This is a genomic window from Micromonospora yongxingensis, assembly GCF_052601155.1.
In genome coordinates this window covers 272,413-298,733 of the sequence record NZ_JBQXEO010000001.1, presented here as the reverse complement: position 1 = coordinate 298,733, position 26,321 = coordinate 272,413, and the positions used below count along the sequence as shown (strand labels likewise).

The following is a 26,321-nucleotide window of genomic DNA, read 5'->3' as shown; positions in this document are numbered from 1 at the left end:
TCCGTCTCCGACACCGTAGGGCAGTTCCGCCACACATTGCCCGGGTCACCTCGCGCGTAACCACAGGCGGACGGCCGCCGCCGACACGGTAGCGTCTCCGGCGTGACCGCCGACCAGGATCTCGACGCCGGCCTGCCGATCCGCCTGCTGCACGACCGGGTGCTGGTACGCATGGAGGGCAGCGAAGGCGAGCGCCGCTCCACCGCAGGCATCGTCATCCCGGCCACCGCCGCCGTCGGCAAGCGCCTCGCCTGGGCCACCGCCGTCGGGGTGGGGCCGAACGTCCGCGCCATCGTCTCCGGCGACCGGGTGCTCTTCGACCCGGACGACCGCTCCGAGGTCGAGCTGCACGGCCGCGGATACGTGCTGCTGCGGGAGCGCGACGTGCACGCCGTGGCCGCCGAGCGCATCGAGAACGACTCCACCGGCCTCTACCTCTGACAGCTCCCCCGGCCACCCGCCCCCGGCGGCACGCCCGTTTGTCCCGGCGCACGACGGGAAGCCATCCGGCGACCGTGGCCCTGGGGAGGGACGATGCCGGTATTCGTGAAGAAGCTGTTGGCCTGGGGCAGCGTCGCGTTCCTGATCTACTTCATGGCGTTCCGGCCGGACGGCGCCGCGCAGATGTTCAAGGCGATCGGCGCGGCGCTGGTCGCCATGGCCCAGGGCCTCGGTGACTTCCTCACCACCCTGATGACCTGAGCCGCCGGCGCGTCAGGGTTGACCGGGCGGCCAGGGCGCCGCCGGCCGCAGGCCCTGCCAGCCGGACGGCGCGTACCCCACGGGGGGCGGCGGCGCGGCCAGCACCACCGGGATCGGCACCACCGGCTCGTCCGGCGCGGCCACCGGACGCTGGGAACCGTCCGGGAAGCGCAGGTGGTAGCGACTGCCGTCCCAGACGCCGACCGGAGCCTGCGGGTCCCGACCCACGAAGAACGACCGGTACGAGGTGATCGCCTCCAGCAGCTCCCGCTCCTCGCGGGCCGTCCGCTCCAGGTCGGCCGGCTTGCGGTCCAGGCCGCGCAGCGTCCCGTCGCGCAGCAGGGCCAACCGGGTGGCGGCGAACTGGTACCCCCGCATCGCCCGCACCCCGGCGTCCCCGGCCACCCGGCGCGCCCAGGTACGGGCCGCGTGCCGACGGCCCAGGCTGCTCAGCGAGGCCACCTCGGGCGGGCTCAGCCAGCCGGCGCGCACGTAGTCCGGCAGCGTCCGCTCGGTGAGCCGCCCCTCCCACGCACGCAGCCACACCGCCAGCCCCACCATCCCGAAGAACACCGGCACCATCAGGCCCAGGAAGCCGTACAGCATGATCACCGCTTCGCCGGTGGCCTGGGTCAGCGTGGGCAGCAGGTTCCAGGTGCCGTGCAACATCATCGCAAGCAGCAGGCCGGCGACCGGAGCGAGCACACGGACCCGACGGTCGGCCGTCCGGGCCGCGACACCCAGGCCCACACCGGTCATCGAGGTGAAGAGCGGGTGGGCGAACCCGAACAGCAGGATCCGGACGATGAAGATGGCGATGACCTGCTGGGTGCCGGTGGCCGGGCCGTACCGGTCGGCACCGGCGGCGTAGCCGTACCCGCCCAGGTAGAGGATGTTCTCCACCATGGCGAAGCCGACCGCGGAGAGCCCGCAGTAGACCAGGCCGTCGGTGATCCCGGACCACTCACGGCGACGGAACACCAGCAGCAGGATCGGGCCGAGGGCCTTGGTCAGCTCCTCGATGAACGGCGCCACCAGCACGCCGGTGAGGGCGGCCGGCAGCCCCCAGTCGTCGAACCGCGCGGCGGCGAACTCGTTCACCGTGAGCGAGGCGGCGGTGGAGACGAACGCTCCCCAGGCGAAGCAGAAGATGAGGTACTTCAGCGGCTCCGGCTCGTAGCGGTCCAGCCAGAGGAAGCAGGCGACCAGCACCGGCACCGGCAGGATGGCGGCGACCACCCCGATCAGCAGCGCCCGTACGCCGAGCGACTGGCCGAGCGTGAAGACCATGAAGACCGCGCACGCGGCGATGAAGAGCACCACCCCGGCCAGCACCAGGAACCGCCGCCAGCCCAGTCGGCGCAGCGGCATCCGGGGCGCCTCGCCGGCGGACGGAGCCGCGGGCGTAGGCGGCGACGACGGCAGGGGTGCACCGGGCGGGGTGTCGGCCATGCGGTCAGCGTAGCCATCCGCCGCCGGCTGGTTCGGTCGCATCGGCAGCGCTATGCTGCCAGCAGGTCACGAGCGCCAGCGTCAAGCCCCGGCTTGCTGGCCGGCAACCCTCGTCGAGTTCGCGGTGGGGTGCCCCGGGTGATGACCGGGCCCAGCCCGATCGGCGTGCTGGGCAAGCGCGGACCCCGTCCCGACACCAGACCCGGGGTCCCTGACCCCGGAGGTTCCGGCGTGTCCGTCACCCTCGCACCCTCGCTTCCCATCCCGTCCGCCGTCGCGTCCGCGCCGGCGCCGCTCGACGTGCTCGGCGTGCCGGGCGAGATCAACCTCGACTACGCGGCCAGCGCGCCGTGCGCGCGGGCCGCCGCCGACGCGGTGGCCGAACTGCTGCCCTGGTACGCCAGCGTCCATCGCGGTGCGGGTGCGCTGTCCCGGCACTGCACGCTGGCCTACGAGCGTGCCCGGCAGACGGTGGGCGACTTCTTCGGCGCCCGCGCCGACGATCACGTGATCTTCACCCGCAACACCACCGACGCGCTCAACCTGCTGGCCCGGGCGGTGCCGGCCGGCACGACGGTGGTCACCTTCGCCGGCGAGCACCACGCCAACCTGCTGCCCTGGCCGCGCGGCTCGGTCCGGCTGCCGGTGCCCAGCGACCCCGCCGGGGCGGTACGCGCCCTCGCCGCCGCCCTCACCGAGCTGCGCCGGGACAGCAACCCGGCGCAGCCGGTGCTGGTCGCGGTGACCGGAGCGAGCAACGTGACCGGCGAGCGGTGGCCGGTCACCGAACTGGCCCGGGTGGCCCACCGGCACGGGGCACGGATCGCCCTGGACGCCGCGCAGCTCGCCCCGCACGCCCCGGTCGACCTGCTCGCGCTCGACGTGGACTACGTGGCCGTCTCCGGCCACAAGCTGTACGCGCCGTTCGGCGCCGGCGTGCTGATCGGCCGGGCGGACTGGCTGGACGCCGCGCCTCCGTACCTGGCGGGTGGGGGTGCCACCAGCCACGTCGGGCCGGCCACCCACGACGTGACCTGGGCGACCGGGCCGGCACGGCACGAGGGCGGCACCCCCAACCTGGTCGGCGCGGTGGCGCTGGCCGCGGTGTGCGCAGCACTGGACGACGCGGACCGCGCCGCGCTGGCCGCCCACGAGCAGGCGCTGCTGGCACGGCTGCGCACGGGCCTCGCCGCCCTGCCGCACGTGGTGGAACTGCGCACCTTCGGCCCGGACGCGCCCCGGGTCGGCATCGTCTCGTTCGTGGTCGCCGGGTGGGACTCCGCCGAGGTGGCCGCCCGGCTGGCCGCCGAGCACCGGATCGGGGTGCGGGACGGGCTGTTCTGCGCCCACCCGCTGGCCCGGCGGCTGCTCAGCGAGGCGGCGGGGCGTACCGGCCGGCGGGACCTGCCGCCCACCGCGCTGCGCGCCAGCCTCGGCCTGGGCAGCACCCAGGCCCAGGTGGACCGGCTGCTCGCCGCGCTCGCCGCGTTGGGCTAGGCCGGCACGACGCGCCCCGGTCAGCCGACCGGCGGAGCGGTGGGGGGCTTCGGCCCCTCGCCCGGCTCGGCCGGTTCACCCATCGGCCGCTCCTGCTCCCCGAAGGCGGTGCGGATCCACCGGTTCGCCTCCTCCTGTTCGATTCCGGAGGCCACCAGCAGGTCACTGGCCGTGGTCCGGATCTGGGCGATCACCACGCTGCCCGAGAAGCCGACCCCGGCGCCGTACGCCCGGCCGGCCTCGCTGACCGCCCGCAACGACCGTTCCCGGGCCTTCTCCGGCTCCTCGCCCGCGGCGAACTCCTGCTTGAGCAGCCGGACCGATTCGGCGAGGTGGCCGATCCCGTCCGGCATCGGGTCCGGCACCGGTTCCTCGTCCTCGATCAGCGTGACGGACCGGCGGATCAGCGTGCCGCTGTTGCGCATGGCCCGGTCGATCGGCTCGGCGGCCTCCGCGTAGTGGGTCAGTTCGTCCCGCCGGTGCCAGCGGGCCGGGGAGAGGGTCGCGGTCTCCTTGGCGCCCTCGATCGCCTCGGCCAGTGTGGCCAGCTCCTCCTTGTTGTCGCGCAGCCGCTCGAGCGCCCGCTGGACGGTGGCGCGGTCCCGTTTGCGCAGCCCGTCGGCGGTCATGTCGAGTTGGGCGGCGAGCAGGTCCAGCGCCGGCCGGGCGGCGCGATTGATCACCCGGAGCGGGTTCAGTGGCAGCAGCACCGCAGTCACCAGCAGCGCGATCCCACCGCCGAGGAACGCGTCCACGAAGCGTGGGATCTCCAGGTTCTGGGTCGACGGGCTCAGCGTGACGATCAGCACCGCCGTGGCCGCCGCCTGGATGACGATGGCCACGCTGGCCCCGGCGAAGATCGTGAGCAGGATCGCGACCGTCACCACCAGGCCGAGCTGCCACGCCCCGGTGCCGAGCAGGTAGATCAGGAGGTCGCCGATGGCCACCCCGATGCCCACCCCGACGATGAGTTCCACGGTCCGTCGGAACCGCTGGCCGACCGACGCGGCCAGCGTGCCGACCGCGGAGATCGGCGCGAACACCGGCTGCGGGTTGCCGAGCAGCCGGTGCGAGATGAAGTACGCCAGCCCGGCCGCCAGCCCGGCCTGCACGGCCAGCCCGCCAGCCATCCGCACCCGGTGCAGCCGGTCGTGCAGGGTGGCTCGGCCGCGGTGCCGCAGTTCCTCGGTGGCCTCCGCGATCCGGGCGCCGTCGACGTCCACCAGTCCTTCGCGCAGCGGGGTACGCCGCACCATCGGAGGTCGCTTGTCCCGGGCCACAGCCATGGGCGCGACTACCCGTGCCGGGGCCGCTGAATCCTGCCGTTCCCGCGCTGCGGCCGGATGCGGCAGACTCGGGCGGTGACCGATCTGCTGGACCGGTGGCGGGCGGCGGCCCGGGGCGTCGGGGCTGGGCCCGGCGCCGGCTCGACGCGGGTCGGGCGGCAGTTGCTCGCCCGCTGGCAGGAGCCGCACCGGCACTATCACACGGTCGCCCACCTGACCGCCGTGCTCGACGTGGTCGACGAGCACGCCGGGCTTGCCGACCGGGCGGACCTGGTCCGGCTGGCGGCCTGGTGCCACGACGCGGTCTACGACCCGCGGGCCGATGGCGACGCCAACGAACGGGACAGCGCCACGCTGGCGGGGAGTCTGCTCGCCGGGCTCGGGGTGCCGGCGCCCGCGGTGGCCGAGGTGCAGCGGCTGGTGCTGCTCACCGCGGGGCACGTGGTGGCCCCCGGCGACCGCGACGGCGCGCTGCTCTGCGACGCGGACCTCGCCGTGCTGGCCGCCCAGCCGGCGACCTACGACCGCTACGCGGCGGCCATCCGCCGGGAGTACGCGCACGTGCCGGAGCCGGCCTTCCGTGCGGGGCGGGCCGCGGTGCTCAGACATCTGCTGGAGCTGCCCGCCCTGTTCCGGTTGCCGCCGCTGGCCGACCGGTGGGAGCGGTCGGCCCGGGCGAACCTGCGCCGCGAGCTGGCCACCCTCAACCCACCCGGGCCGCCGGCGCGCTGACCAGATGCTTCGGACGGCGCAGCCCGGCGTCCCGGAGCAGCCGGACCAGCTCCCGGCTCGGCACCACCCGGGCACCGAGCCACACCGCCGCCGCGAACCGCTCGGCCGGAATGTCGTAGTGGTCCCGGTCGAAGCCACGCCGGGGTGCGCCCAGCGCCTCGGCGAAGGCGTGCAGCTCGGCGTAGGAGACGTCGCTGATCAGGTGCGACCAGAGCCGACCGCGCCACGGCCAGGCTGGCCGGTCCAGGTAGAGCATGGTGCCCAAGCTAGCCGGTCGCAGTCGATCATGTTGATGATCGGCGGTCGGCGACCTAGCCTCAGCTGCATGGCCCCCACCCCGCTCCTCGACGACCTGCGCGCCGCGCTGGGCGAGAACGCCGTGCTCACCGACCCGGACCTGCTGCGCATGCACCAGCGGGACGAGGCCGACCTCTGCGCCGCCGGCACGCCGCTGGTGGTGACCCGCCCACGCACCACCGAACAGGTGGTCGCCGTGGTCCGGGCGGCGGCGCGACACGGCGTGCCCCTGGTGCCGCAGGGCGCGCGGACCGGGCTGGCCGGCGCGGCGAACGCGGTGGACGGCGCGGTGGTGCTCAGCACCGTCGCGATGGACGAGATCCGGGAGATCGACCCGGTGAGCCGGATCGCGGTGGTCCAGCCGGGGGTGGTCAACGCGGCGCTGGCCGGGGCGGTGGCCAAGCAGGGGCTCTGGTACCCGCCGGACCCCGGCTCCTGGGAGTCGTCCACCATCGGCGGCAACGTGGCCACCAACGCCGGCGGCATGTGCTGCGTCAAGTACGGCGTGACCACCGAGTACGTGCTCGGCCTGGAGGTGGTCCTCGCCTCCGGCGAGGTGCTGCGCACCGGCCGGCGTACCGCCAAGGGGGTGGCCGGCTACGACCTGACCCGGCTCTTCGTCGGCTCGGAGGGCACCCTCGGGGTGATCACCGAGGTGACCGTCGCGCTGCGCCCCGCTCCGGCCGACTCGCTGACCCTGGTGGCGGTCTTTCCGTCCACGGCGGCGGCCGGCGCGGCGGTGGCCGAGATCGCCGCCCGGGGGCTCACCCCCAGCCTGCTGGAGCTGCTGGACCAGACGCACCTGCGGGCGATCGAGGCGTACCAGCCGATGGGGCTGCGGACCGACGCGCAGGCCCTGCTGCTGGCCGCCGCCGACACCGGCAGCCGGGCTGCGGACGACCTGGCCGGCCTGGCCGAGGTGTGCGAGGCGGCCGGTGCCGACGAGGTGTACGCGGCCACCGACGCGGTGGAGGCGGCGGCGCTGCTGCAGGCCCGGCGCCTGGCCCACCCGGCCATGGAGAAGTTCGCCGCCGACGCGTACCCGGGCGGCAACGGCGGCCTGGTGATCGACGACGTGGCGGTGCCCCGCGGTTCGCTGGCCGCGCTGCTGGACGGCGTGGCCCGGATCGCGGCGGAGTGCGACGTGCCGATCGGCGTGGTGGGGCACGCCGGGGACGGCAACATGCACCCGAACATCGTGGTCGACCGGGCCGACCCGGCGAGCGTGGAACGGGGTCGGCGGGCGTTCGACGAGATCATGCGACTCGGCCTGGACCTGGGCGGCACCTGCACCGGCGAGCACGGGGTGGGGTTGCTCAAGCGGGACTGGCTGGCCCGGGAGATCGGCCCGGTCGGGGTCCGGGTGCACCAGGCGATCAAGTCGGCGCTGGACCCGGACGGCCTGCTCAACCCCGGTAAGGTGCTCTGACCTCGGGGCCGCACCGGCGGCGCCCGGCGAGGGTCAGCCCTTGACCTCGGCCGGGGTCGCCTGGGTGAGCAGCAACAGGATCTCCCCGGCGACCGGCGGGCGTTCCTCGCCCGGACAGTCCTGTGAGGTGACCAGCCCGGCGGAGGTGAGCAGGCTGGAGGTCAGCGCGTCGATGCAGGTCGGCCGGTACTGCCGGTTCTGATCGGTCTCCTTGGCCAGCGTCGGGTCGGCGAGCAGCACCTGGAGCCGTTCGGTCAGCTCCGGAGCGAGAGTGCCTCGGGAGGTGACCCCGTCGCCGGCACAGTCGATGCACTGCCACGCCCCGTTGCGCTCGACGCTCAGCGTGCGCAGCGGGCCGTCGGCGCCGAGCCGCTGGAGCAGGCTGACCTGCCCGGCGGCAACGGTGGTGGGAACGTCGAGTGCCTGACCGCCGGCTGCGGCGCCGGCCGACTGCGCCGCTGGTGGAGGCGTGTCGCCGCCGTCCTGGTCGAGCAGCGAACACCCGGTCAGGGCGCTGGCGAGCGCTACGGCGAGAACGGGAACGAGGAGACGGAAGCGCGCGCGGTAAAGCACGCGCGGAAACCTACCCCACCGTAGGTAGCGACGGAAACCACCATCCGGGCCGCTATCGATAGTTACCCTTCGGTAACGTCTCTTTTCGTCACCGATTGGACGGGCGCAACTCAGCCTGATCGTCGTCCCCGCCCCGGTCGGCCGCGTAGCCCCGCACGTCCGGAGCGCCGAGCCGGGCCGCGTCCGCGGCCGCGTCGTCCGGCATCAGCTGAGACTGCCGCTCCGCCTCCACCCGGGCCCGGTAGTGCTCGACCTCACGGGCCCGGGTGGCCGCGTCCCAGCCGAGCACCGCGCCCATCAGCTCGGCGGTGTGCTCCGCCGACTCCAACCCCCGGTGGCTCGTCTCGAAGGAGATCCGGGTCCGCCGGGTCAGCACGTCCTCCAGGTGCAGCGCACCCTCGGCCCGCGCCGCGTACGTGACCTCGGCGGCCAGGTACTCCGGGGCGCCGGCCAGCGGGGAGGCGAGCAGCGGATCGGCGTCGATCAACGCCAGCAGGTCCAGGGTGAGCGTGCCGTACCGCTCCAGCAGGTGCTCCACCACGCCCACCGGCACGCCGTGCCGGCGGGCCAGGTCGGCCCGGTCCCGCCACATGGCCGGGTACCCGTCGGCGCCGAGCAGCGGCAGGTCGGCGGTGCGCGACGGGCGCGCGCCGCCCAGTCTGCGGGCGGCCCGGTCCACCACGTCGGAGGCCATCACCCGGTACGTCGTGTACTTGCCGCCGGCGACCAGCAGCAGCCCGAGCATCGGCTCGAAGACCGCGTGCTCCCGGGACAGCTTCGAGGTGGAGTCGGCCTCGCCGGCGAGCAACGGGCGCAGCCCGGCGTACACACCCTCGATGTCAGCGGTGGTCAGCGGGCGGTCCAGCACGGCGTTGACCTGCTGCAACAGGTAGTCGATGTCGCGGGCCGAGGCGGCCGGGTGGGACCTGTCCAGTCGCCAGTCGGTGTCGGTGGTGCCGATGATCCAGTGCCCACCCCACGGGATGACGAAGAGCACCGACGTCGCCGTACGCAGGATCAGCCCTGTCTCACCGGTGATCGCCGAGCGGGGCACCACCAGGTGCACCCCCTTCGAGGCGCGCACCCGGACGCCGGGCCGCAGCCCCACGTCGTTGAGCATCCGGGACATGTCGTCGCTCCACACCCCGGTGGCGGCGATGACGGTGCGGGCCTGCACCTCGAACTCCGCGTCCGGTGAGCCGGCCGGCGCCTCCAGGTCGCGGACCCGGACGCCGGTCACCTCACGCGCCTGCCGGATCAGCCCGACCGCGCGGGTGCTGCTGACCACCGTGGCGCCGAGGCTGGCCGCGGTGCGGGCCAGGGTGACCACCAGCCGGGCGTCGTCGACCTGCCCGTCGTAGTACCGGATGGCCCCGGCCAGCGCGTCGGCCCGCAGGCTCGGGAAGATCCGCCGCGCGCCCTCCCGGGTCAGGTGCCGGTGCAGAGGCATGCCCCGGCCACCGCCGAAGATCCCCGCGAAGGCGTCGTAGGTCGCCACGCCGGCGCCGTAGTACGAGCGGCGGAAGACCCGCGCGGGCAGGCCCCGCAGGCCCCGACCGGCCGGCAGTGGCACGAGGAACGGCACCGGGCGGACCAGGTGCGGCGCGAGCCGGGTCGCCAGCAGGCCGCGCTCGGTCAGCGCCTCGTGGACCAGGTGGAACTCCAACTGCTCCAGATAGCGCAGGCCGCCGTGGATGAGCTTGCTGGACCGGCTGGAGGTGCCCGAGGCGAGATCACGGGCCTCGACCAGGGCCACCTTCAGGCCCCGGGAGGCGGCGTCCAGGGCGGCACCGGCACCGGTCACACCACCCCCGATGACCAGCACGTCGAAGCGCTCGGCGCGGAGCCTGCGCAGGTCGGCGGCGCGGCGGACCGGCGAGAGCTGCCCGGCGACGGATCGGGAGATATTGGGGTCGCGCACCTGTCCACCGTATCCGCCGAGGCCATGGTGTCGACATGCGCCGCCCGCCCCGTACTGTGCGAGTCATGCAGGCCGGCTTCCCGTCACCCGCTGGTCAACCATGGCCTCACCAGCCGTCGCCGCCGGGCCGGGCCAGTCCGTGGCCGGCGGTCGCGGCCGTGCTCGCCGGCTGCTGGACGGTGGCTGTCACGGTGGCGACCCAGGCGGGTGGCTGGCTCACCGACCAGGTCCTGCTGGGCTTCGGACGGGACCGGGTGGGCTGGCTCTGGCCGGTGCTGGGCCTGGCCACCGTCGTGCTGGTGGGCACGCCCGCGCTGCTGCTGGCCGCGCTGCCCCGGTCGGCCGCGGTCCGCGCCACCGGCCGCGCCTGGCTGGGCGCGGCGCTCGCGCTCGGTGTACTCACGCTGCTGCGGGTCGTGCCGCAGGTGCACCACGAGGCGTACCTGGCCGCACTGGCGGTCGCGGCGGCGCTCACCGCGCTCGTCGTGCGGTTGTCGGCACGCCGGTCGGCGCCCGCCACGTCGGTGGGCGGGGGGCCGGTCGGCGCGGTGCCGCTGCTCGCGGTGGCCGCCGGGCTGGCGCTGCTGCTGCCGTGGGTGTGGCTGGGCGCGCTCGGCGGGCCGCTGGAGACGGTTCTCGCCCTGCTGGCGGCGGCCGCGCTCGGTGCGTTGGCCGCGACGCTGCTGGACGCCGCCTTCTGGTCCCGGTTCGCGATCGGCCGGCCGCCACGGCCGGCCCGTCTGGTGCTGCTCGGCGGCCTGGTCGCCGGGGTGGCGCTGCTGCTGCTCGCCGCGGGCACGGGCCAGTCCGGGGCGCAGCTACCCGCGCTGCTGACCCTGCCACCGGTGGGCTTCGCGCTGGCCGCCCTGTGGGCCGCCATCTGGCGTCCGACCGCTGACGGGACGACGGAGTCCGAGCGCCAGGCCGCGGACGCGGTGCGCGCCGGCCGGGCGGCGACCGGCTGGCTGGTGGGTCTGGCCGCGCTCGGCCCGCTGGCCTTCACCGATCCGGAAGAGATCAGCCTGCTGCTGGTCGGCACCCGCGACGTGCCGTTCTGGGTGGCGGTCGCCGCCGGCGTCGGGCTCGCCGTCGCGGTCCTGGTCGCCATCGGGTACGCGGTGCTGCTGGCCCGGCGTGCGGCCCGTACGCCCAGCCGGCGGGTCGCCGCGCTGGCCGCGGTGGTGCTGCTGGTGGGGGTGGGCGTCGTCGACGCCGGTCCCGGTCAACCCGGCCTGTACGGCGAGCGGCTGCTGGTGGTGCTGCGCGAGCAGGCCGACCTGACCGGCCTTCCGGCCGGCGCACCGGGGCGGGCCGGGCGCGACGCCCGAGCGGCGGAGGTCTACCGGCGACTGGTGACCACCGCCGACCGGAGCCAGGCCGACCTGCGTCGGGAGTTGACCCGGCTGCGACTCAACCCGGTGCCGTACTACCTGGTGAACGCGATCGAGGTGGACGGCGGCCCGGCGGTGCGGGCCTGGCTCGGCAGCCGACCGGGCGTGGCCCGGGTGCTGGTCAGCCAGCGGCTGCGGCCACTGCCGGCCCCGGCCGGGCACAGCCGGGGCACCGCGCCCGCGCCCACCGGCCCGGAATGGAACATCCGCCAGCTCGGCGCGGACCAGGTCTGGTCGCAGCTCGGTGTGACCGGCGCGGGCGTCGTGGTGGGCAGCTCCGACTCCGGGGTGGACGGCAACCACCCGGCGCTGCGGGCCGGGTTCCGGGGCGGGGACGACAGTTGGTTCGACCCGTGGGACGGCGCCCGGACGCCGACCGACAAGGGCGGGCACGGCACCCACACGGTGGGCAGCGCCGTCGGGCGGGGCGGCATCGGGGTGGCGCCGGACGCCCAGTGGGTGGGCTGCGTCAACCTCGACCGCAACCTGGGCAGCCCCGGGCACTACCTGGACTGCCTCCAGTTCATGCTGGCCCCCTTCCCCACCGGCGGTGACCCGTTCACCGACGGCCGGCCCGAACGCGCCCCCCAGGTGCTGACCAACTCGTGGGGCTGCCCGGCGATCGAGGGCTGCGACCCGGGTGTGCTGCGGCCGGCCACCGCCGCGCTGGACGCCGCCGGGATCTTCGTGGTCGCCGCCGCCGGGAACACCGGCCCGTGGTGCGCGTCGATCGACGACCCGCCCGCGCCGTACCCGGACGTGTTGACCGTGGGCGCCGTCGACGCGCAGCGACGGGTGGCCGAGTTCTCCGCCCGGGGGCCGGTGCCGGGCGGCCTGCACAAGCCGGACGTGCTGGCGCCCGGCGTGGGCGTGGTGTCGGCCATGCCGGGTGGCGGTTACGCCGCGCTCGACGGCACGTCGATGGCGACCCCGCAGGTGGCCGGCGTGGTGGCGCTGATGTGGTCGGCGAACCCGGCGCTGGTCGGCGACCTGCCCCGGACCCGGCAGATCCTGCGGGACACCGCGACGCCCGCCGAGGCGACCTACCGCTCCCGCAACCCGGCGGACGCCTGCGGCGGCCCGGCGAACGTCACCGGCGCCGGCCAGGTCGACGCTCTGGCTGCCGTCCGCGCCGCCCAGCGGTGATCTAGGGTCGCGACCATGGACGCCGAGATCACCATCACCGAGCTGACCCTCGACCTGACCCCCGCCGTCGTACGACTCTGCGAGCAGGCGCTCGACCTGCCGGAGGACGCCACCGAGGCGGGTCCCGTGGTGGACGCGCTCTGGCCCCGGGCCGCCGCCGAGCGGCTGGTGGTCGGGCTGGGCGCGTACCGGGGTGCGGACCTGGTTGGTGTGCTGCTCTGCTCGGTGTCGTCGACCGACCCCGGTCTCGGGCACGTGGACCTGGTCGCGGTGCTCCCGGAGCAGCGTCGCCGGGGCGTCGGTCGGGCCCTGCTGGCGCGGGCCGAGCGGGTGCTCGCCGAGCGGGGGGTGGCCGAGGTGCTGCTGGCCGGGAACCCGCCGTACTACGCCTGGCCGGGCGTCGACGTGCGGTACACGCCGGCCGTCTGTGCCGCCGTGGCCCTGGGCTACCGGCAGGACCGGACGGCCTGGAACATGACCGCCGACCTGTCGTACGACGGGTCGCCGGCGCTGCGTTCCACCGAGGCGGCGGAGCAGCGGCTGGCCGGGCAGGGCATCACGGTACGCCGGGCTGAGCCGGGCGACCTGCCGGCGCTGACCGCGTTCGCCCGGTCCACCTTCGGCGGTACGTGGGACGGCGAGCTGGCCGAGTCGGTGGGCCGCGCGGGCGCCGGCTGTCACCTGGCGGAGCGGGGCGGCGAGCTGTTGGGCTTCGCCGCCTACGGCTCGTCCCGGCCGAGCTGGTTCGGGCCGATGGGCACGGCGCCGGCCGCCGAGGGTTCGGGCATCGGCGGCGTGCTGCTGCGTCGCTGCCTCCGCGACCAGCAGGCGGCGGGCCTGGACCGGGCGCAGATCGGCTGGGTCGGCCCGGTGCCGTTCTACTCGGGCAGCGCGGGTGCCCGGATCGAGCGGGTCTTCTTCCTGTACCGCCGGACACTCAACGCTGAATAAGGACGAATGGGATATAGACCTGGATAACGCCATTCACCCTGCCTTGGGCATCGACGCCCCCTACCGTTTCGGTAGAGGAGGCAGCCATGACCACGGATGACGACCAGACCGAGGACGGCCCGCCCGTGACCTGGAAACCGGTCGGCGAACTCCCCGGCCAACCGCCGTTCGACCGGCTCGACTTCGGCGACGCCGAGCAGTTGGCCGAGATGACCGCCGGTGAGCCGGTGATCGAGGAGCCGCAGGAGATGGTGGACGCACCCATCCAGCTGCCACCGCCGTACGACCGGGCGCAGAAGCGGCGCAACCAGCGCCCGTTGCCCACCTGACGACGAACGGGGCGGACCGCGTCAGCGGCCCGCCCCGTTCTGTGTCGGAACTGGACTCAGAAGTCCATGTCCCCGCCACCCGGGCCAGCCGGGGCAGCCGGGGTCTTCTCCGGCTTGTCCGCGACGACGGCCTCGGTGGTGAGGAAGAGCGCCGCGATGGAGGCGGCGTTCTGCAGCGCCGAACGAGTCACCTTGGCCGGGTCGATGATGCCCGCGGCCAGCAGGTCCACGTACTCGCCGTTGGCGGCGTTGAGGCCGTGACCCGCTTCGAGGTTACGGACCTTCTCCACCACGACGCCGCCCTCGAGGCCGGCGTTGACGGCGATCTGCCGCAGCGGCGCGTCCAGCGCCACCTTGACGATGTTGGCACCGGTCGCCTCGTCGCCGACCAGGTCCAGCTTGTCGAAGGCGGTCTTGCCGGCCTGCACCAGCGCGACGCCACCACCCGGGACGATGCCCTCCTCGACGGCCGCCTTCGCGTTGCGAACGGCGTCCTCGATGCGGTGCTTGCGCTCCTTGAGCTCGACCTCGGTGGCCGCGCCGACCTTGATCACCGCAACGCCGCCGGCCAGCTTGGCCAGCCGCTCCTGCAGCTTCTCCCGGTCGTAGTCGGAGTCGCTCTTGTCGATCTCGGCCCGGATCTGGTTGACCCGGCCCTGGATCTGCTCGGCGTCACCGGCACCGTCGACGATGGTGGTCTCGTCCTTGGTCACCACGACCTTGCGGGCGCGGCCCAGCATGTCGAGGCCGACGGCGTCCAGCTTGAGGCCGACCTCCTCGCTGATGACCTGGCCACCGGTGAGGATGGCGATGTCAGCGAGCATGGCCTTGCGGCGGTCACCGAAGCCCGGCGCCTTCACGGCGACGGACTTGAAGGTGCCCCGGACCTTGTTGACGACCAGGGTGGCCAGAGCCTCGCCCTCGATGTCCTCGGAGATGATCAGCAGCGGCTTGCCCGACTGCATGACCTTCTCCAGGATCGGGAGCAGGTCCTTGACCGACGAGATCTTGCTGTTGACGATCAGGAGGTAGGGGTCGTCGAAGACGGCCTCCATGCGCTCCGGGTCGGTCATGAAGTAGGCCGAGATGTAGCCCTTGTCGAAGCGCATACCCTCGGTGAGCTCAAGCTCCAGGCCGAAGGTGTTGCTCTCCTCGACGGTGATGACGCCTTCCTTGCCGACCTTGTCCATCGCCTCGGCGATGATCTCGCCGACGGTGCTGTCGCCAGCGGAGATGGAGGCGGTGGAGGCGATCTGCTCCTTGGTCTCGACGTCCTTGGCGAGCTTGGACAGCTCCTCCGAGACGCTCGCGACCGCGGCCTCGATGCCCCGCTTCAGGGCCATCGGGTTGGCGCCAGCGGCCACGTTGCGCAGGCCCTCGCGAACCAGGGCCTGGGCCAGGACGGTCGCCGTCGTCGTGCCGTCACCGGCAACGTCGTCGGTCTTCTTGGCGACCTCCTTGACCAGCTCGGCGCCGATCTTCTCGTACGGGTCCTCGAGCTCGATCTCCTTGGCGATGCTCACACCATCGTTGGTGATGGTGGGGGCACCCCACTTCTTCTCGAGCACGACGTTGCGGCCCTTGGGGCCGAGGGTCACCTTTACGGCGTCAGCGAGCTGGTTCATGCCTCGCTCGAGGCCGCGGCGCGCCTCTTCGTCGAACGCGATCATCTTGGCCATACGGCGTTGTCCTCCTGGACACTCACGGGCCACCCGAGATGTGCCCCGGATGGGCCGCCTGGTGTACGCACCTTGGGACGTCGCCACCTGGCGACGACGACGTCCTTCGGCCGGGCCGGATAGCCCGCGACGACCGGCCATGCCGCCCCGGCGTCTCCACGCCGGTGCAACTGGCCCCACCGTCCCGACCATTGGCACTCGCGGTATGCGAGTGCCAATACCTTGTTTAGCACTCTCCCCTGCCGAGTGCAAGCACGACCGCCGTCGTCAGCCGAGTTCCGCAACCAGTCCGGGGCTGTTCACCGGCCTCTCATGAACCCGCTGCTCGGCGTACGTCACCAGCAGCCCCACCAGCTGCGCGAGATGGGCGGGGAGGGCCAGCACCGCGCTGAGGGCGATCACCAGCACCACGCCGACGGCGGAACCCGGGGTGGCGAGCGGGTCAACGCCGAACGGGGCGGTTCCCACGCCCTCCAGCACGCCGGCGACCACGCTGACGACGATCACCGCGGCCGCCACCAGCGCCACCCGACCCAGCAGCAGCCCCAACCGGTCGTGGAACATCCGGAACGACCGGCCGATCGGGTTGTACCGCTCGAAGAGATACACCGGCCCGGCCATGCTGAGCGCGAAGGCGAGGTAGATGCCGGGCAGGACGCAGAAACAGACGCCGAGGCCGACGATCACGCCGACCAGGAGCGTCCAGCCCCAGAGCCCGAGCGCCCGGCGCAGACCGAAGCGCAGCGCGTCGCCCAGGTTCACCGGCTCGCCGGCCGCCTGCCGGGTGATCACCCAGGTGCCGGCGGCCCAACCCACGGCCTGCACCAGCCCGATCAGCAGGCTGCCGCCGATGAGCACCAGGAACATGGAGGCCAGGTCGGTGAAGAAGGTGTCGGGCAGCGCGGTCGACTCGTCGATGGCGCCGGTCTCCCAGTCCGCGCTCGGGTCCAGCCCGAGCGAGAGCACCGACAGCACCGCCGCCGGCAACACCTGGGTGAGCAGCAGGATGGGCAGCAGCAGACGCCAACCGCGCTGGACCGCGCCCGTGCACCGCTCGAACCAGCCGCTCAACCCGGCGCCGGGCGGGGTGACCAGCCGGTCGGACGGGTCGACGCCCGGCGGGTACCAGCCGCCGGGCGGCGGGCCCGGATACCAGGGCTGCCCGCCGTACGGGCCGGCACCGACCGGATAGCCGCCGGTGGGTGGGAACACCCAGCCCTGCGGCGGCGGCCCGGGGGGCGGCCCCCAGGCAGGTGGCACGGTCGGATCCCAGCCGGGCGGAGGGCCGGACGGATCGGGCTGGCCCGGTGGCGGGACGGCCGGGGGTGGCTGGTCGGACATGAACCCTCCTCAGCGACGGCTGGAATGGTTCACGATCTTCCAGGGTCCGGCCGCGCGCCGCTGCCCCGGGCCGGCAGCGCCCTCAGCGGCGGCGTCCCGCTCAGGCGACGACGCGTACCCGCTCCGCCTGCGGACCCTTCTGGCCCTGGGCGATCTCGAACTCCACCCGCTGACCGTCGTCCAACGCCTTGTAGCCGTCCATCTCGATCGCGGAGAAGTGGACGAACACGTCCTGACCGCCGTCGACGGCGATGAAGCCGTAGCCCTTTTCGGCGTTGAACCACTTCACGGTGCCCTGTGCCACGGTGCACTTCCTCACTCTGCGCGGCGTTCCCTGCCCCGGCACACGGCACGGCCGAGCGCCATCGGACCACCACCCCGGCGATCGATGACGGCCGCTGAGGCAGGTGACCGAAATCGCACGCTACACGAGGAGTGACGGCCGCGCACGACCACAAACCGGGCATATTTCGGGTCCGTGACGGGTGCCGCGGGATTGTCAACCATCGCTGTGATAGGTATGCGGCATGAACAGCGCGCCCAGCCGGGCGGACGGCAGCGGCACCGACAGCGGCGCGCCCGAACGGCGCGACGGCGCCGGCGGCACGGTGGGCACGGCGCCACGCGTCCCGATCCGGCGGGTACGTCCGGCGGACGCGGCCCGGATGCGCGCGCTCCGGCTGGAGATGCTCGCCGACGCCCCGCTGGCCTTCCTGGAGACGATCGCCGACGCGGCGGCCCGACCGCACGCCGAGTTCGCCGCCCGCGTGGCGTACACCTCACGCGGCTCGGAGACCGCCCAGTTCGTGGCGGATCCCGGCGGCCGGTTCGTCGGGCACGCCGGGGGCACGGTCGCGCCGCGCGAGGCGGGGCTGACGGTGATCTACGCGGTCTACGTCACGCCCGCTTGGCGGGGCACCGGGCTGCTCGGCGACCTGATCGACGAGGTGGCCACCTGGTCGCGCGCCTGCGGCCGGCCGGAGTTGCTATTGGAGGTGGTGGTCGGCAACGACCGCGCCTACCGGGCCTACCAGCGGCTGGGCTTCACCGACACCGGCGTACGCGTCCCCCACCCCACCATCCCCGCACTGACCGAACTCCAGATGCGCAGACCCGCCTGAACCAAAGACACCCTCCCAGGGCAGAAGCCCCATGATCCACACCCGAGACCCGGACGGTCGCGACCAGCGCGACCCGGGAGGGTTTCCGGGGCAGCCCGCCCCGCGCAGGGATCAAGCCTGACCGCCCGGAGCGGGGCGGGCTGCCCCGGAAACCCCGACAGCAACCAAAGATCAGACAGGACGCCGCGACTGCACGATCCGGAACCGGTTGGCCACGTACGCCCCATCGGTCAGCGCCGAGTTCGCCGCCGCGTTGGCGCCGCTGCCGTGGAAGTCGGAGAAGGCCGCCGACTGGTTCACGAAGACCCCGCCGGTCAGGTTGCAGGACAGGTGCACACCGACCTCGACAGCCACCGCCTCGGTGGCGTCCAGCACCGACTCGTCGGTGGAGTAGACCCCCGCGGTGAGCGCGCCCTTCTCGCCGACCGTCCGGCGCAGCAGCTCCAGGCTGTGCGCGGTGGACTCGGTGGCGATGGCGAACGAGATCGGCCCGAACCACTCCCGGCCGTACGTCTCGGCGTCGTCCGCGCCCAACTTCACGATCGTCGGGGTACGCACCACCGCGTCCGCGTACGCCGGGTGCGTCACGGCCCGCGACTCCAGCACCGGCTCGCCGACCTTGGTCACCTCGGCCAGCCGCTCCAGCACGCCGTCGTTGACGATGGCGCCGGTCAGCTCCACGCCCCGGGCCGGGTCGGCGGTCAGCTTGCCGACCGCCGCGGCGATCCCGCCGGCCACCTCGTCGAAGCTCTTGTGCCCCTGGTCGGTCTCGATGCCGCCCGCCGGGATGAGGATGTTCTGCGAGGTCGTGCACATCTGGCCGCTGTAGAGGGTCAGCGTGAAGCCGAGGTTGCGGCACATGCCGGCGAAGTCGTCGGTGGAGTCGATGACCACGGTGTTCAGGCCGGCCTTCTCGGTGTAGACCGCCGCCTGCCGGGCGTGCGTCTCCAGCCAGTCGCCGTACTCGGTGGAACCGGTGAAGTCGACGATCTTGACGGACCGGTGCAGGGCCAGGTCGCTGGCGAGCTTCTCGCCGGGCGCCTCGGCCGCCAGCATGATGAGGTTCGGGTCGAAGCCGGCCTCGGCGAGCACCTCCCGGGCGTACTTCACGGTGATGGCCAGCGGCAGCACCGCGCGGGGGTGCGGCTTGACGAGCACCGGGTTGCCGGTGACCAGCGAGGCGAACAGCCCCGGGTACGAGTTCCAGGTCGGGAAGGTGTTGCAGCCGATCACCAGCGCCACACCACGCGGCACCACGTGGAACGTCTTGGTCATCCGCAGCGGGTCACCCTTGCCGGCGGACTTCTCCCAACCGGCCGTCGCCGGGTGCCGGGTCATCTCGGCGTACGCGTACGCCAACGCCTCCAGCGCCCGGTCCAGAGCGTGGGCGCCGCCGGCCTGGAAGGCCATCACGAACGCCTGCCCGCTGGTGAACTGCACCGCGTTGGCCAGCTCGAAGATGTGCTTGTGCAGCCGGTCGAGGATTTCCAGGCAGACCCCCACCCGGGCCTGCGGGCCGGCGTCGCGCCAGGTCGGCAGCGCCGCGGAGGCGGCGGCGACCAACTGGTCGGCGCCGGCATGCGGGTAGCGCACCGCCAGCTCCACGCCGAACGGGCTCGCCTCGGTGGCGACCCGGTCACCCGTGCCCGGCTGGTCGAGGGGGAAGTCGCCACCCAGGTACGCCTCGAAGGCGGCCTTGCCGTCGGCGGCCGCGGTCTCGCCGTACACACGGGGGCTGGGGGACTCGGGATAGGCGGACCAGTAGCCCCGCTCCGTGATCGCGGTCAGCGCACGGTTGAGGGTGTCGGCGTGCCTGTCGTACAGGGGATGCGGGGTCTCCGTCATGCCCGCCATCATGCCTGAGCCACGCCGTGCAGCAGTAGCGCCGATGTCCGACCGTGCGGGCGGGGCGGGATTGCCCGGGGCGGCAGCGGGTAACCGCGGGCCTCCGGCCAGGGAGGGCGACGGGTGGGGATCACCGAGATCCGCGTGCACGGGGTCGCCGACAGGGGTCCCGAGGCGATCCTCGACCGGCCCATCGTGGTACGGGTCGCGGGAGACGACAACGCCGGCTTCTACCGGCCCCGGCCCGGCTACGGCGACGCCACGGACCGGGGTGGGGCGACCCTTGAGGCGTACCGCTGGAGCCGGTTGGCCGGCGGCACCGCGACGCGGACGTTCTCCCTGGTCCTGCTTCTGCCGTTCATGCTCAGCAACATCGCGGTCTGGATGCTGCCGGTTCCCGGTCGCGGAGGTGCCGCCGCGCGGGCGCTGTGCCGCCTACTGGCCGCGACGATGACCGCGATGTACGTGCTCTCCACCGTCGGGGTGTCCCTCGACCTGATCGCGTGGCAGTGCGCGGCCTACCCGAGGTGCATGGACGGGCGCCGGGAGATCTCCTGGCTGGGCGGCGTGCCGCCGGGCCAGCGCCTCGCGCTGCTGGCCGTACCGCCGATCATCGCGATCGTCGTGATCTGGCGGCTCGGTGCCCGGACCTGGCAGCTCCCCGAGGATGGTGCCCCCGTGCCGGGGGTGGGCGCGGACCGGCTCGACTCGCCCGCCTTCTGGGACACCCGTTCCCTGCTGCGCCGGCTGCGCTCGGTCCACGTCGCGGTGGCGTTGGGCACGCTCGACGTCGCCCTGCTGCTGGCTCTGGCCCCGCACGACGCCGCCCTGCCCGGCTGGCTGCTGCTGGCCGCGGACGTGGTGCTGCTCGCCGGCGCGGTGGCGCTGCTCTGCCGCCCGGCCATCGAGCGGCGCGGCGAGCAGGACCACGTGAGCGCACGGGGTGTCCGGTGGGCGGCGATCGCGCTCACCGCACTGACCCTGGGGTACGCGCTGGCGCCCCGGCCGCCGTGGTCGGCCGAGGGGACGCTGCCCGGGTACGGCGTGCTGGTGGCCGGCCTCTTCGCCGGGCAGTTGGCGCTGCTGGCGGTGCTGGGCCTGGTGGTCGTGGTGCAGCGCCGCCACCTGCCACGGCCTCGGTTCCTGCTCAGCGGGCTGGGCGCACCGGTGCTGATCTCCGTCGCGATCGGGCTGGGCGTGGCCTACTCCTCGGGCCTGACCTACGGGCTCGCCGAATATCTGGACCGTGGTTCCAGCCCGACTCCGGCCCGGCCGCTGCCGCCCGGCGCGCCACCGCTGTCGCCGCCGGTCGCCTACCGCTGGGTCACCCTCGGGTTCTCCCTGGCGGTGCTCGTGGTGGTCGTGACGGCGCTGCTCGTCCCCCGCATCCAGCGGGCCCGCCGTCGCCGCGCGGCCGAGGAGCTGGTCCGGCGGGACTACCCGGAATCGTCACAGGTGCCCCCGGAGCGGGTCCGGGCCGTCCGCGACGCGATCGTGCGGGCCGGGCTGACGGAGCGGCTCGGGCGGCTGTTGTCCACCGCGTACGTGGTGCTGGTGCTGCTCACCCTGGCGGCGGCCGGACTGTCGGTCACCGGCCACGGGCCGGGTGTGCTCGCCCTCTGGCTCGGCGGCGAGTCACTGGCCCGTCCGGTGATCTTCGTGACCGACCTGGGCGCCCTGCTGATCGGCCTGTTCGCCCTGGTCCTCGCCGTGCTGGGACTCTTCGCCTACCGGTCCGGCGCGATCCGGCTGGTCGGGGTGCTCTGGCAACTGGCCACCTTCTGGCCACGCGCCGCGCACCCGCTCGCCCCGCCCTGCTACGTCGAGCGGGCGATCCCCGAGCTGACCCGCCGGATCAGGCAGCTGACCGCCGACGGGAACGGGGTGGTGCTCTCCGGGCAGAGCCACGGCAGCGTGCTGGCCGCGGTGACCGTCCTCCAGCTTCCGGACGACTGCCGCCGGAGGGTCGCCCTGCTCACCTACGCCACCCCGCTCGGGAACCGGTACCGCCGCGTCTTCCCCGCGTACGTCAGCGACGAGATGTTGTGCGAGGTCGGCAACCGGTTGTCCTGGCGGTGGATCAACCTCTGGCGCTACACCGACGCGGTGGGTGGGCCGGTGTTCGCCCCGTTCCCCGGCGGACCCGACGACCCGGCCGCCCGGGTCGACCGCCGGGTACGGGATCCGAAGGGCCTGCTCATCCCGCCGACCGACACCGTGCCGCCCCCGGTGCGGGGTCACACGTTCACCCCGGACGAGGACTTCCACGCCGCGGTCAGCGAGTTGGTCGGGCGGTTGGACCGGCCGGACGGCTGACCGGCGGGTCAGAGCGTGAGCTGCCAGTTGTTCCAGGAGTCCACCGGGCGGAAACCGAGCCGCTCGTTGATCGCCACCATGTAGCTGTTGCTGGCCGCGTTGAACGTGTCGATGACGCGGACCTCCTGCTCGTGGGTGAGCAGATGGTGCAGGTTCTCAATCTTGGCGAGCAGGCCGAGCCGGTGCCCACGGTGGGCCGGGTCGACGATGGTGATCTGCTGGAACGCGTGCCAGTCGGCGGAGGCGCCCACGTCGAGCAGCGTCCAGGCGACCAACCGGCCGGACTCCTCGTGGCGTACCCCGAGGTGGTAGCGCCGCCGGCCCCTGGCGTCCAGAGCGCGTTCGGTGCCGCGGATCCGCTCGGCGTCCACCTGCTCCGGTTCCCACTGCACGTCGCCCATGGGCGCGTCCATCAGCAGCCGGCCGTCCAGGTAGGCGACGTCCGCCACGTACTCCTGCGGGGTCGCGCCCTGCCAGCAGACCGACTGGTAACCCTCGGCCAGCGCGTGGGCCTCGGCCAGGGCCGCCCTCAGCGCGACCCGGTCGATGGCGGCGACCTCCAGCCGGCGACGCACCTCGGCCAGCGCGGAGTGGGCTCCGGTCGCGGCGGCGAACGCGTCACCCGCCCCCGTCCGGGCCGGCCCGTCCGGCAGCGCCGAGACGGTCATGGCGACCACCCGCTTGCGCCCGTGCTCGCGCAGCAGGCGCACCCCGTACTCGTGCAGTGCCCGGCCGACGCCCCGCCGCCGCAGCTCGGGATGCACCACCAGCTCGGCGGTGGCGTTGTCGGTGTTGTCGAGCTGGGGCAGGTCCAGCTGGAGGTAGCCGGCCGGGACGCCGTCGAGCCGGGCCAGGGCCCAGAGCGTGGCGGTGCCGGGCATCGGCGTGTGGAAGAACGCGTCGAAGCGCCGCCGGCAGAACGGCGGGAAGTCCGGCAGGTCGGCGTCGTTGGCCGCCGCGCCGATCCGGTACGCCTCGTCGACCGCGGCCCGGTCGGCGCCGTCGAACGACGCGATGGTGATGCTCATGCCGCCGAGCGTGCACCGGGAAAAACGATCGGGCCAGCGAATTATTTCGCTGGCCCGATCGGACGTGGTCGGGAGGGGCACTCGCACAACGCCTCCGGCGTTGGGTCGCAAGAACTTCAAAAGTCTTCGGCGAAATGCCCTCCCGCACGGAGCATCTTGCGCCGTCCGGTTCCTGTCGTCAAGTCCAGAGCGGCGGGTTTTCCACACTCAACGCGAAAAGCCAGTTACCCGGCGGATCGGCCTGATCCCCCTTCCGGGTGATCCTCCCTCGTCCGTCGAGCCCGCTGACCCGTCGCGGCGGTCAGGTGCGGTCAGCCGAGGAGGCCGGCGTCGCGAGCGGCGCGGAGGGAGGGCTTGATGTGGTGGGTCGGGCCGACCTGCCCGGCTACCGCGTCGATGGTCTTCAGGCCCTCGCCGGTGTTGAACACGACGGTTTCCGCCGCCGGGTCGAGCCGACCGGACTCGACCAGCTTGCGCAGCACCGCCACGGTGACGCCGCCCGCGGTCTCCGCGAAGACGCCGGTGGTCCGGGCCAACTGGCGGATGCCGGCGCGGATCTCGTCGTCGTCGGCGTACTCCATCCAGCCGCCGGTGCGGCGGACGGCCTCCAGGGCGTAGAGGCCGGCGGCCGGGTCGCCGATGTTGAGCGACTTGGCGATGCCGGTGGGCTTGACCGGGGTGATCGTGTCGGTGTCGGCGTGCAGGGCCGTGGCGATCGGGTTGCAGCCGGCGGACTGGGCGCCGAAGACCTTCCAGCCGCCGGCCGGCGCCTCGACCAGACCGATCTCGACCAGCTCGGAGAACGCCTTGTCAATCTTGGTGAGCAGCTCGCCACTGGCCATCGGGATGACCACCTGCGCCGGGATCCGCCAGCCGAGCTGCTCGGCCACCTCGTAGCCGAGCGTCTTGGAGCCCTCCGCGTAGTACGGCCGGACGTTGACGTTGACGAACGCGGTGTCCTCGAACTCGTCGGTCTCCACCAGCTCGCCGCAGAGCCGGTTCACGTCGTCGTACGAGCCGTCGATGGCGACCAGCTCGCCGCCGTAGACCGCGGTGGTGATGACCTTGCCCTGCTCCAGGTCACTGGGGATGAAGACCACCGAGGGCACCCCGGCGCGGGCGGCGTGCGCGGCCACCGAGTTGGCCAGGTTGCCGGTGGAGGCGCAGGCGAACCGGTTGAAGCCGAGCGCCCTCGCGGCGGTCAGCGCCACCGACACGACCCGGTCCTTGAACGAGTGGGTCGGGTTGGCGCTGTCGTCCTTGACCCAGAGCGGCGCGGTGATGCCCAGTTCGGCGGCGAGGTGCGGGGCCGCCACCAGCGGGGTGAGCCCCGGGTTGAGGGTGACCCGGGTGGACGGTTCCTGGCCGGCGGGCAGCAGCGCGGCGTACCGCCAGATGTTGTCCGGGCCGGCCTCGATCTGCTCACGGGTGACGGTGGCCAGGGCGGCGGTGTCGTAGTCGACCTCCAGCGGCCCGAAACACTCGTAACAGGCGTGCTGGGCGGCGAGCGGGTAGCGGGCCGAACAGGCGCGGCAGACCAGGGCGCGGGCGGGGCTGGCGGAGGTGTCGATGCCGGAGGCGGCGAACGTCGACGTCATGTCGAGGAGTCCTCTCATCTTTCCCCGCATCGCACGGTGCGGCGGGGACGGAATTGGCACCTGCCCCGCGGGTCGCTCAGCGGTGAGCGCGCGGGGTGGTTGCCGGGGCGTCGTCGGGCCGTATCCCTCAGCCCCTCTGGATGAGGTATGCAGTTGTGCCGTCGAGTCTAGGCAACGCCGCGCGCTGTGGCCACCGCGGCTACGGGGTCGACCACCGCCACCGGGTCCGTGACCGCGGTCGGTTGGGGCAGCGACGGGGCGCCGCTGCGGACCCGGGTGGCGAGGTTCGCGGCGACCAGCGCGGCGATGGTGACGGCGGCCCCGACCAGCTCGACCGGCTCCGGCCGGTAGCCGCGGGCGATCTGCACCGCGAACGTGGTCACCGGGACCAGGTTCATGAACAGGGCGGCGTTGGCGGCTCCGAGCCGCTGCACGCCGGTGTTCCAGGCCAGCACCGCGATGACGGCGGCCACGATCACGGCGTACGCCAACTGCGGGGCGACCGCCACGAGGTCGGCGGCGGCCGGCGCGTGCTGCCATCCGATGCCGTCGGCGAGCACGCTCGCGGCCAGCATGGCGGCCGTGCCGGCGACGGCGGTCAGGGTGGTGTAGCGCAGCGGGGACCAGGTGCCGAACCGGCCGGCACCGTGGGTGTAGATGGCCCAGCCCAGCACCGCGCCGATCATCATCAGCCCGCCGACGCCGAACTGACCGAGCCCGGTCAGGCTCCCGCGCGTGATCACCAGTCCGACGCCGAGGAGCGCCACCAGGGAGAGGACCAGCAGGAGGGGCTTCGGGCGTACGCCGTCGCGCGCCCAGCGGACCAGTTGGGTGATCACCGGGGTGGTGGCCACGAACAGGGCGATCTGCTGCGGGGCCGCGTGTTCGAGCGCCAGGTTGGTGAGCAGGTTGAATCCGGCGAAGCCGACCACACCGAGCACCGCCACCTCGACGGCCCGACCGCCGAGTCGCAGCGCGCCGGCGCCCTCGCGGAGCAGCAGGATGGTGACCAGGACGAGGGCGGCCAGCAGGTAGCGGGCGGTGGTCAGGTTGAGCGGGTCCACCCGGGTCAGCGCGCTGGCCAGCACGGGGAACATCACTCCCCAGCTCAGCGCGGCCAGCAGCGGAAAGGCGGCGGCACGGGATCGCATCGTCAGCTCCAATGTTCGAGTATCTTCGAACCAACGACACCGACCCTAGGGGGATGTTCGACGATTGTCGAACAACGGTTACACTGGTCACATGGAGCCGCACGAACCCGATCTGGCCGACGTACCGGTCACCGCCGTGCTGGCCGCACTCGCCGACGACGTGCGGCTACAGATCGTGCGGGCTCTCGCCGAGGGCGGCGAGCGCTCCTGCGGCACCTTCGAGTTCGGCGTCTCCAAGGCGACCCGCAGCCACCACCTCAAGGTGCTGCGCGAGGCCGGCCTGACCCGCACCCGGGCCGCCGGCACCAGCCGTTACGTCCGGCTCCGCCGGGACGAGCTGGACCGCCTCTACCCCGGCCTGCTGAACGCCCTCCTCGACCCCCGCACCCCTGCCTGACGCCATGTCAGGCTCGCTCGCGCGGCGACGGTCCTCGCGCTGCGCACCGTTGGGCACCGTGCTCTAGAGCTGAATCGTTTGCGACATCGCCAGGGCACCGGAGCGGGTTCCCGACCCGCCACGCCGCCTCGCTCGCATG

23 protein-coding genes and 2 riboswitches are annotated in these 26,321 nt (G+C 73.5%); of the genes, 11 read left to right on the top strand and 12 right to left on the bottom strand.

The window, feature by feature from the left end:
* Positions 1–102 precede the first annotated feature (102 nt).
* Positions 103–441 carry a GroES family chaperonin gene (locus ACTWLT_RS01385; protein WP_089018760.1) on the top strand — a complete coding sequence of 113 codons (339 nt, stop codon included), beginning with the start codon at positions 103–105 and terminating at the stop codon, positions 439–441.
* 93 nt (positions 442–534) lie between these two features.
* Positions 535–702 (top strand): hypothetical protein, encoded by a 168-nt coding sequence (locus ACTWLT_RS01380; RefSeq protein WP_210912563.1) that lies wholly within the window; start codon positions 535–537, stop codon positions 700–702.
* A 12-nt stretch (positions 703–714) separates the two neighbouring features.
* Here ACTWLT_RS01380 and ACTWLT_RS01375 read toward each other — a convergent pair whose 3' ends face one another.
* Positions 715–2,196 carry a PrsW family intramembrane metalloprotease gene (locus ACTWLT_RS01375; RefSeq protein WP_445316810.1) on the bottom strand — a complete coding sequence of 494 codons (1,482 nt, stop codon included), beginning with the start codon at positions 2,194–2,196 and terminating at the stop codon, positions 715–717.
* Positions 2,197–2,218: 22 nt separating this feature from the next.
* Positions 2,219–2,339, top strand: a riboswitch (SAM riboswitch).
* 46 nt (positions 2,340–2,385) lie between these two features.
* Here ACTWLT_RS01375 and ACTWLT_RS01370 point away from each other — a divergent pair.
* The gene (locus tag ACTWLT_RS01370; protein ID WP_445316809.1) at positions 2,386–3,651 is read left to right on the top strand and encodes an aminotransferase class V-fold PLP-dependent enzyme; all 1,266 of its coding nucleotides are present in this window, start codon (positions 2,386–2,388) and stop codon (positions 3,649–3,651) included.
* A gap of 20 nt (positions 3,652–3,671) precedes the next feature.
* Here the strand turns inward: ACTWLT_RS01370 and ACTWLT_RS01365 are convergent, their stop codons facing one another.
* Entirely contained in the window at positions 3,672–4,907 is a 1,236-nt protein-coding gene (locus tag ACTWLT_RS01365; protein WP_445316808.1) for an FUSC family protein, read from the bottom strand.
* 105 nt (positions 4,908–5,012) lie between these two features.
* On the opposite strand from ACTWLT_RS01365, the gene ACTWLT_RS01360 reads away from it, so the two are divergent.
* Entirely contained in the window at positions 5,013–5,669 is a 657-nt protein-coding gene (locus ACTWLT_RS01360) for an HD domain-containing protein (RefSeq protein ID WP_445316807.1), read from the top strand.
* Here ACTWLT_RS01360 and ACTWLT_RS01355 read toward each other — a convergent pair.
* Entirely contained in the window at positions 5,641–5,925 is a 285-nt protein-coding gene (locus tag ACTWLT_RS01355) for a DUF4031 domain-containing protein (RefSeq protein WP_445316806.1), read from the bottom strand. The two genes, ACTWLT_RS01360 and ACTWLT_RS01355, sit on opposite strands and share 29 nt — an antisense overlap.
* Positions 5,926–5,994: 69 nt before the next feature.
* Between ACTWLT_RS01355 and ACTWLT_RS01350 the strand changes: the two genes are divergently transcribed.
* The gene (locus tag ACTWLT_RS01350; protein WP_445316805.1) at positions 5,995–7,395 is read left to right on the top strand and encodes an FAD-binding oxidoreductase; all 1,401 of its coding nucleotides are present in this window, start codon (positions 5,995–5,997) and stop codon (positions 7,393–7,395) included.
* A gap of 33 nt (positions 7,396–7,428) precedes the next feature.
* Here ACTWLT_RS01350 and ACTWLT_RS01345 read toward each other — a convergent pair whose 3' ends face one another.
* A complete protein-coding gene (locus ACTWLT_RS01345) occupies positions 7,429–7,968 on the bottom strand; it encodes a hypothetical protein (RefSeq protein ID WP_252417218.1) in 540 nt (179 codons plus the stop codon).
* An 88-nt stretch (positions 7,969–8,056) separates the two neighbouring features.
* Positions 8,057–9,874: a glycerol-3-phosphate dehydrogenase/oxidase gene (locus ACTWLT_RS01340; protein ID WP_252417474.1), complete on the bottom strand. Its 1,818-nt coding sequence runs from the start codon at positions 9,872–9,874 to the stop codon at positions 8,057–8,059.
* A gap of 80 nt (positions 9,875–9,954) precedes the next feature.
* Here ACTWLT_RS01340 and ACTWLT_RS01335 point away from each other — a divergent pair, with 80 nt between their 5' ends.
* The 3 genes from ACTWLT_RS01335 (at position 9,955) to ACTWLT_RS01325 (ending at position 13,706) form a co-directional block, all read left to right on the top strand.
* Positions 9,955–12,426, top strand: coding sequence for a S8 family serine peptidase (locus ACTWLT_RS01335; RefSeq protein ID WP_445316804.1), 2,472 nt, complete (start codon positions 9,955–9,957; stop codon positions 12,424–12,426).
* Between the two features lie 15 nt (positions 12,427–12,441).
* Complete coding sequence (locus ACTWLT_RS01330; RefSeq protein WP_445316803.1) at positions 12,442–13,377, top strand: GNAT family N-acetyltransferase; 936 nt, start codon at positions 12,442–12,444, stop codon at positions 13,375–13,377.
* An 86-nt stretch (positions 13,378–13,463) separates the two neighbouring features.
* A complete protein-coding gene (locus tag ACTWLT_RS01325; RefSeq protein WP_445316802.1) occupies positions 13,464–13,706 on the top strand; it encodes a hypothetical protein in 243 nt (80 codons plus the stop codon).
* 56 nt (positions 13,707–13,762) lie between these two features.
* Here ACTWLT_RS01325 and groL read toward each other — a convergent pair whose 3' ends face one another.
* The 3 genes from groL to ACTWLT_RS01310 form a co-directional block, all read right to left on the bottom strand.
* The gene (gene groL / locus ACTWLT_RS01320) at positions 13,763–15,385 is read right to left on the bottom strand and encodes a chaperonin GroEL (RefSeq protein ID WP_089018750.1); all 1,623 of its coding nucleotides are present in this window, start codon (positions 15,383–15,385) and stop codon (positions 13,763–13,765) included.
* A gap of 267 nt (positions 15,386–15,652) precedes the next feature.
* A complete protein-coding gene (locus tag ACTWLT_RS01315) occupies positions 15,653–16,726 on the bottom strand; it encodes a hypothetical protein (protein ID WP_445316801.1) in 1,074 nt (357 codons plus the stop codon).
* 100 nt (positions 16,727–16,826) lie between these two features.
* Entirely contained in the window at positions 16,827–17,030 is a 204-nt protein-coding gene (locus ACTWLT_RS01310; protein ID WP_007073263.1) for a cold-shock protein, read from the bottom strand.
* Positions 17,031–17,391: 361 nt separating this feature from the next.
* Here ACTWLT_RS01310 and ACTWLT_RS01305 point away from each other — a divergent pair, with 361 nt between their 5' ends.
* Positions 17,392–17,847 (top strand): GNAT family N-acetyltransferase, encoded by a 456-nt coding sequence (locus ACTWLT_RS01305; RefSeq protein WP_445317037.1) that lies wholly within the window; start codon positions 17,392–17,394, stop codon positions 17,845–17,847.
* Between the two features lie 171 nt (positions 17,848–18,018).
* On the opposite strand, the gene paaN is transcribed toward ACTWLT_RS01305, so the two are convergent.
* Positions 18,019–19,692, bottom strand: a complete 1,674-nt coding sequence (gene paaN, locus ACTWLT_RS01300; protein ID WP_252417224.1) for a phenylacetic acid degradation protein PaaN — start codon at positions 19,690–19,692, stop codon at positions 18,019–18,021.
* Between the two features lie 123 nt (positions 19,693–19,815).
* Between paaN and ACTWLT_RS01295 the strand changes: the two genes are divergently transcribed.
* Positions 19,816–22,008, top strand: a complete 2,193-nt coding sequence (locus ACTWLT_RS01295) for a hypothetical protein (protein ID WP_445316800.1) — start codon at positions 19,816–19,818, stop codon at positions 22,006–22,008.
* A gap of 8 nt (positions 22,009–22,016) precedes the next feature.
* Here the strand turns inward: ACTWLT_RS01295 and ACTWLT_RS01290 are convergent, their stop codons facing one another.
* The 3 genes from ACTWLT_RS01290 to ACTWLT_RS01280 form a co-directional block, all read right to left on the bottom strand.
* On the bottom strand, positions 22,017–23,036 hold the full coding sequence (locus ACTWLT_RS01290) for a GNAT family N-acetyltransferase (RefSeq protein ID WP_445316799.1): 1,020 nt from the start codon (positions 23,034–23,036) through the stop codon (positions 22,017–22,019).
* A 311-nt stretch (positions 23,037–23,347) separates the two neighbouring features.
* Positions 23,348–24,634, bottom strand: a complete 1,287-nt coding sequence (gene thrC / locus ACTWLT_RS01285; protein ID WP_445316798.1) for a threonine synthase — start codon at positions 24,632–24,634, stop codon at positions 23,348–23,350.
* Between the two features lie 11 nt (positions 24,635–24,645).
* Positions 24,646–24,781: riboswitch (SAM riboswitch) on the bottom strand.
* A gap of 20 nt (positions 24,782–24,801) precedes the next feature.
* Positions 24,802–25,785, bottom strand: a complete 984-nt coding sequence (locus ACTWLT_RS01280) for a DMT family transporter (protein WP_445316797.1) — start codon at positions 25,783–25,785, stop codon at positions 24,802–24,804.
* A gap of 91 nt (positions 25,786–25,876) precedes the next feature.
* Between ACTWLT_RS01280 and ACTWLT_RS01275 the strand changes: the two genes are divergently transcribed.
* On the top strand, positions 25,877–26,182 hold the full coding sequence (locus ACTWLT_RS01275) for an ArsR/SmtB family transcription factor (protein ID WP_445316796.1): 306 nt from the start codon (positions 25,877–25,879) through the stop codon (positions 26,180–26,182).
* Positions 26,183–26,321 lie beyond the last annotated feature (139 nt).

Excerpts from the sequence above, each read along its gene's own strand:
- ACTWLT_RS01355 (WP_445316806.1), bottom strand. The coding sequence starts at position 5,925 with ATGCTCTACCTGGACCGGCCAGCCTGGCCGTGGCGCGGTCGGCTCTGG.
- groL (WP_089018750.1), bottom strand. The coding sequence starts at position 15,385 with ATGGCCAAGATGATCGCGTTCGACGAAGAGGCGCGCCGCGGCCTCGAG.
- ACTWLT_RS01325 (WP_445316802.1), top strand. The coding sequence starts at position 13,464 with ATGACCACGGATGACGACCAGACCGAGGACGGCCCGCCCGTGACCTGG.
- ACTWLT_RS01350 (WP_445316805.1), top strand. The coding sequence starts at position 5,995 with ATGGCCCCCACCCCGCTCCTCGACGACCTGCGCGCCGCGCTGGGCGAG.
- ACTWLT_RS01280 (WP_445316797.1), bottom strand. The coding sequence starts at position 25,785 with ATGCGATCCCGTGCCGCCGCCTTTCCGCTGCTGGCCGCGCTGAGCTGG.
- ACTWLT_RS01275 (WP_445316796.1), top strand. The coding sequence starts at position 25,877 with ATGGAGCCGCACGAACCCGATCTGGCCGACGTACCGGTCACCGCCGTG.
- ACTWLT_RS01365 (WP_445316808.1), bottom strand. The coding sequence starts at position 4,907 with ATGGTGCGGCGTACCCCGCTGCGCGAAGGACTGGTGGACGTCGACGGC.
- thrC (WP_445316798.1), bottom strand. The coding sequence starts at position 24,634 with ATGACGTCGACGTTCGCCGCCTCCGGCATCGACACCTCCGCCAGCCCC.
- ACTWLT_RS01305 (WP_445317037.1), top strand. The coding sequence starts at position 17,392 with ATGCGCGCGCTCCGGCTGGAGATGCTCGCCGACGCCCCGCTGGCCTTC.
- ACTWLT_RS01290 (WP_445316799.1), bottom strand. The coding sequence starts at position 23,036 with ATGAGCATCACCATCGCGTCGTTCGACGGCGCCGACCGGGCCGCGGTC.
- ACTWLT_RS01375 (WP_445316810.1), bottom strand. The coding sequence starts at position 2,196 with ATGCGACCGAACCAGCCGGCGGCGGATGGCTACGCTGACCGCATGGCC.
- ACTWLT_RS01335 (WP_445316804.1), top strand. The coding sequence starts at position 9,955 with ATGCAGGCCGGCTTCCCGTCACCCGCTGGTCAACCATGGCCTCACCAG.
- ACTWLT_RS01330 (WP_445316803.1), top strand. The coding sequence starts at position 12,442 with ATGGACGCCGAGATCACCATCACCGAGCTGACCCTCGACCTGACCCCC.
- ACTWLT_RS01315 (WP_445316801.1), bottom strand. The coding sequence starts at position 16,726 with ATGTCCGACCAGCCACCCCCGGCCGTCCCGCCACCGGGCCAGCCCGAT.
- paaN (WP_252417224.1), bottom strand. The coding sequence starts at position 19,692 with ATGACGGAGACCCCGCATCCCCTGTACGACAGGCACGCCGACACCCTC.
- ACTWLT_RS01380 (WP_210912563.1), top strand. The coding sequence starts at position 535 with ATGCCGGTATTCGTGAAGAAGCTGTTGGCCTGGGGCAGCGTCGCGTTC.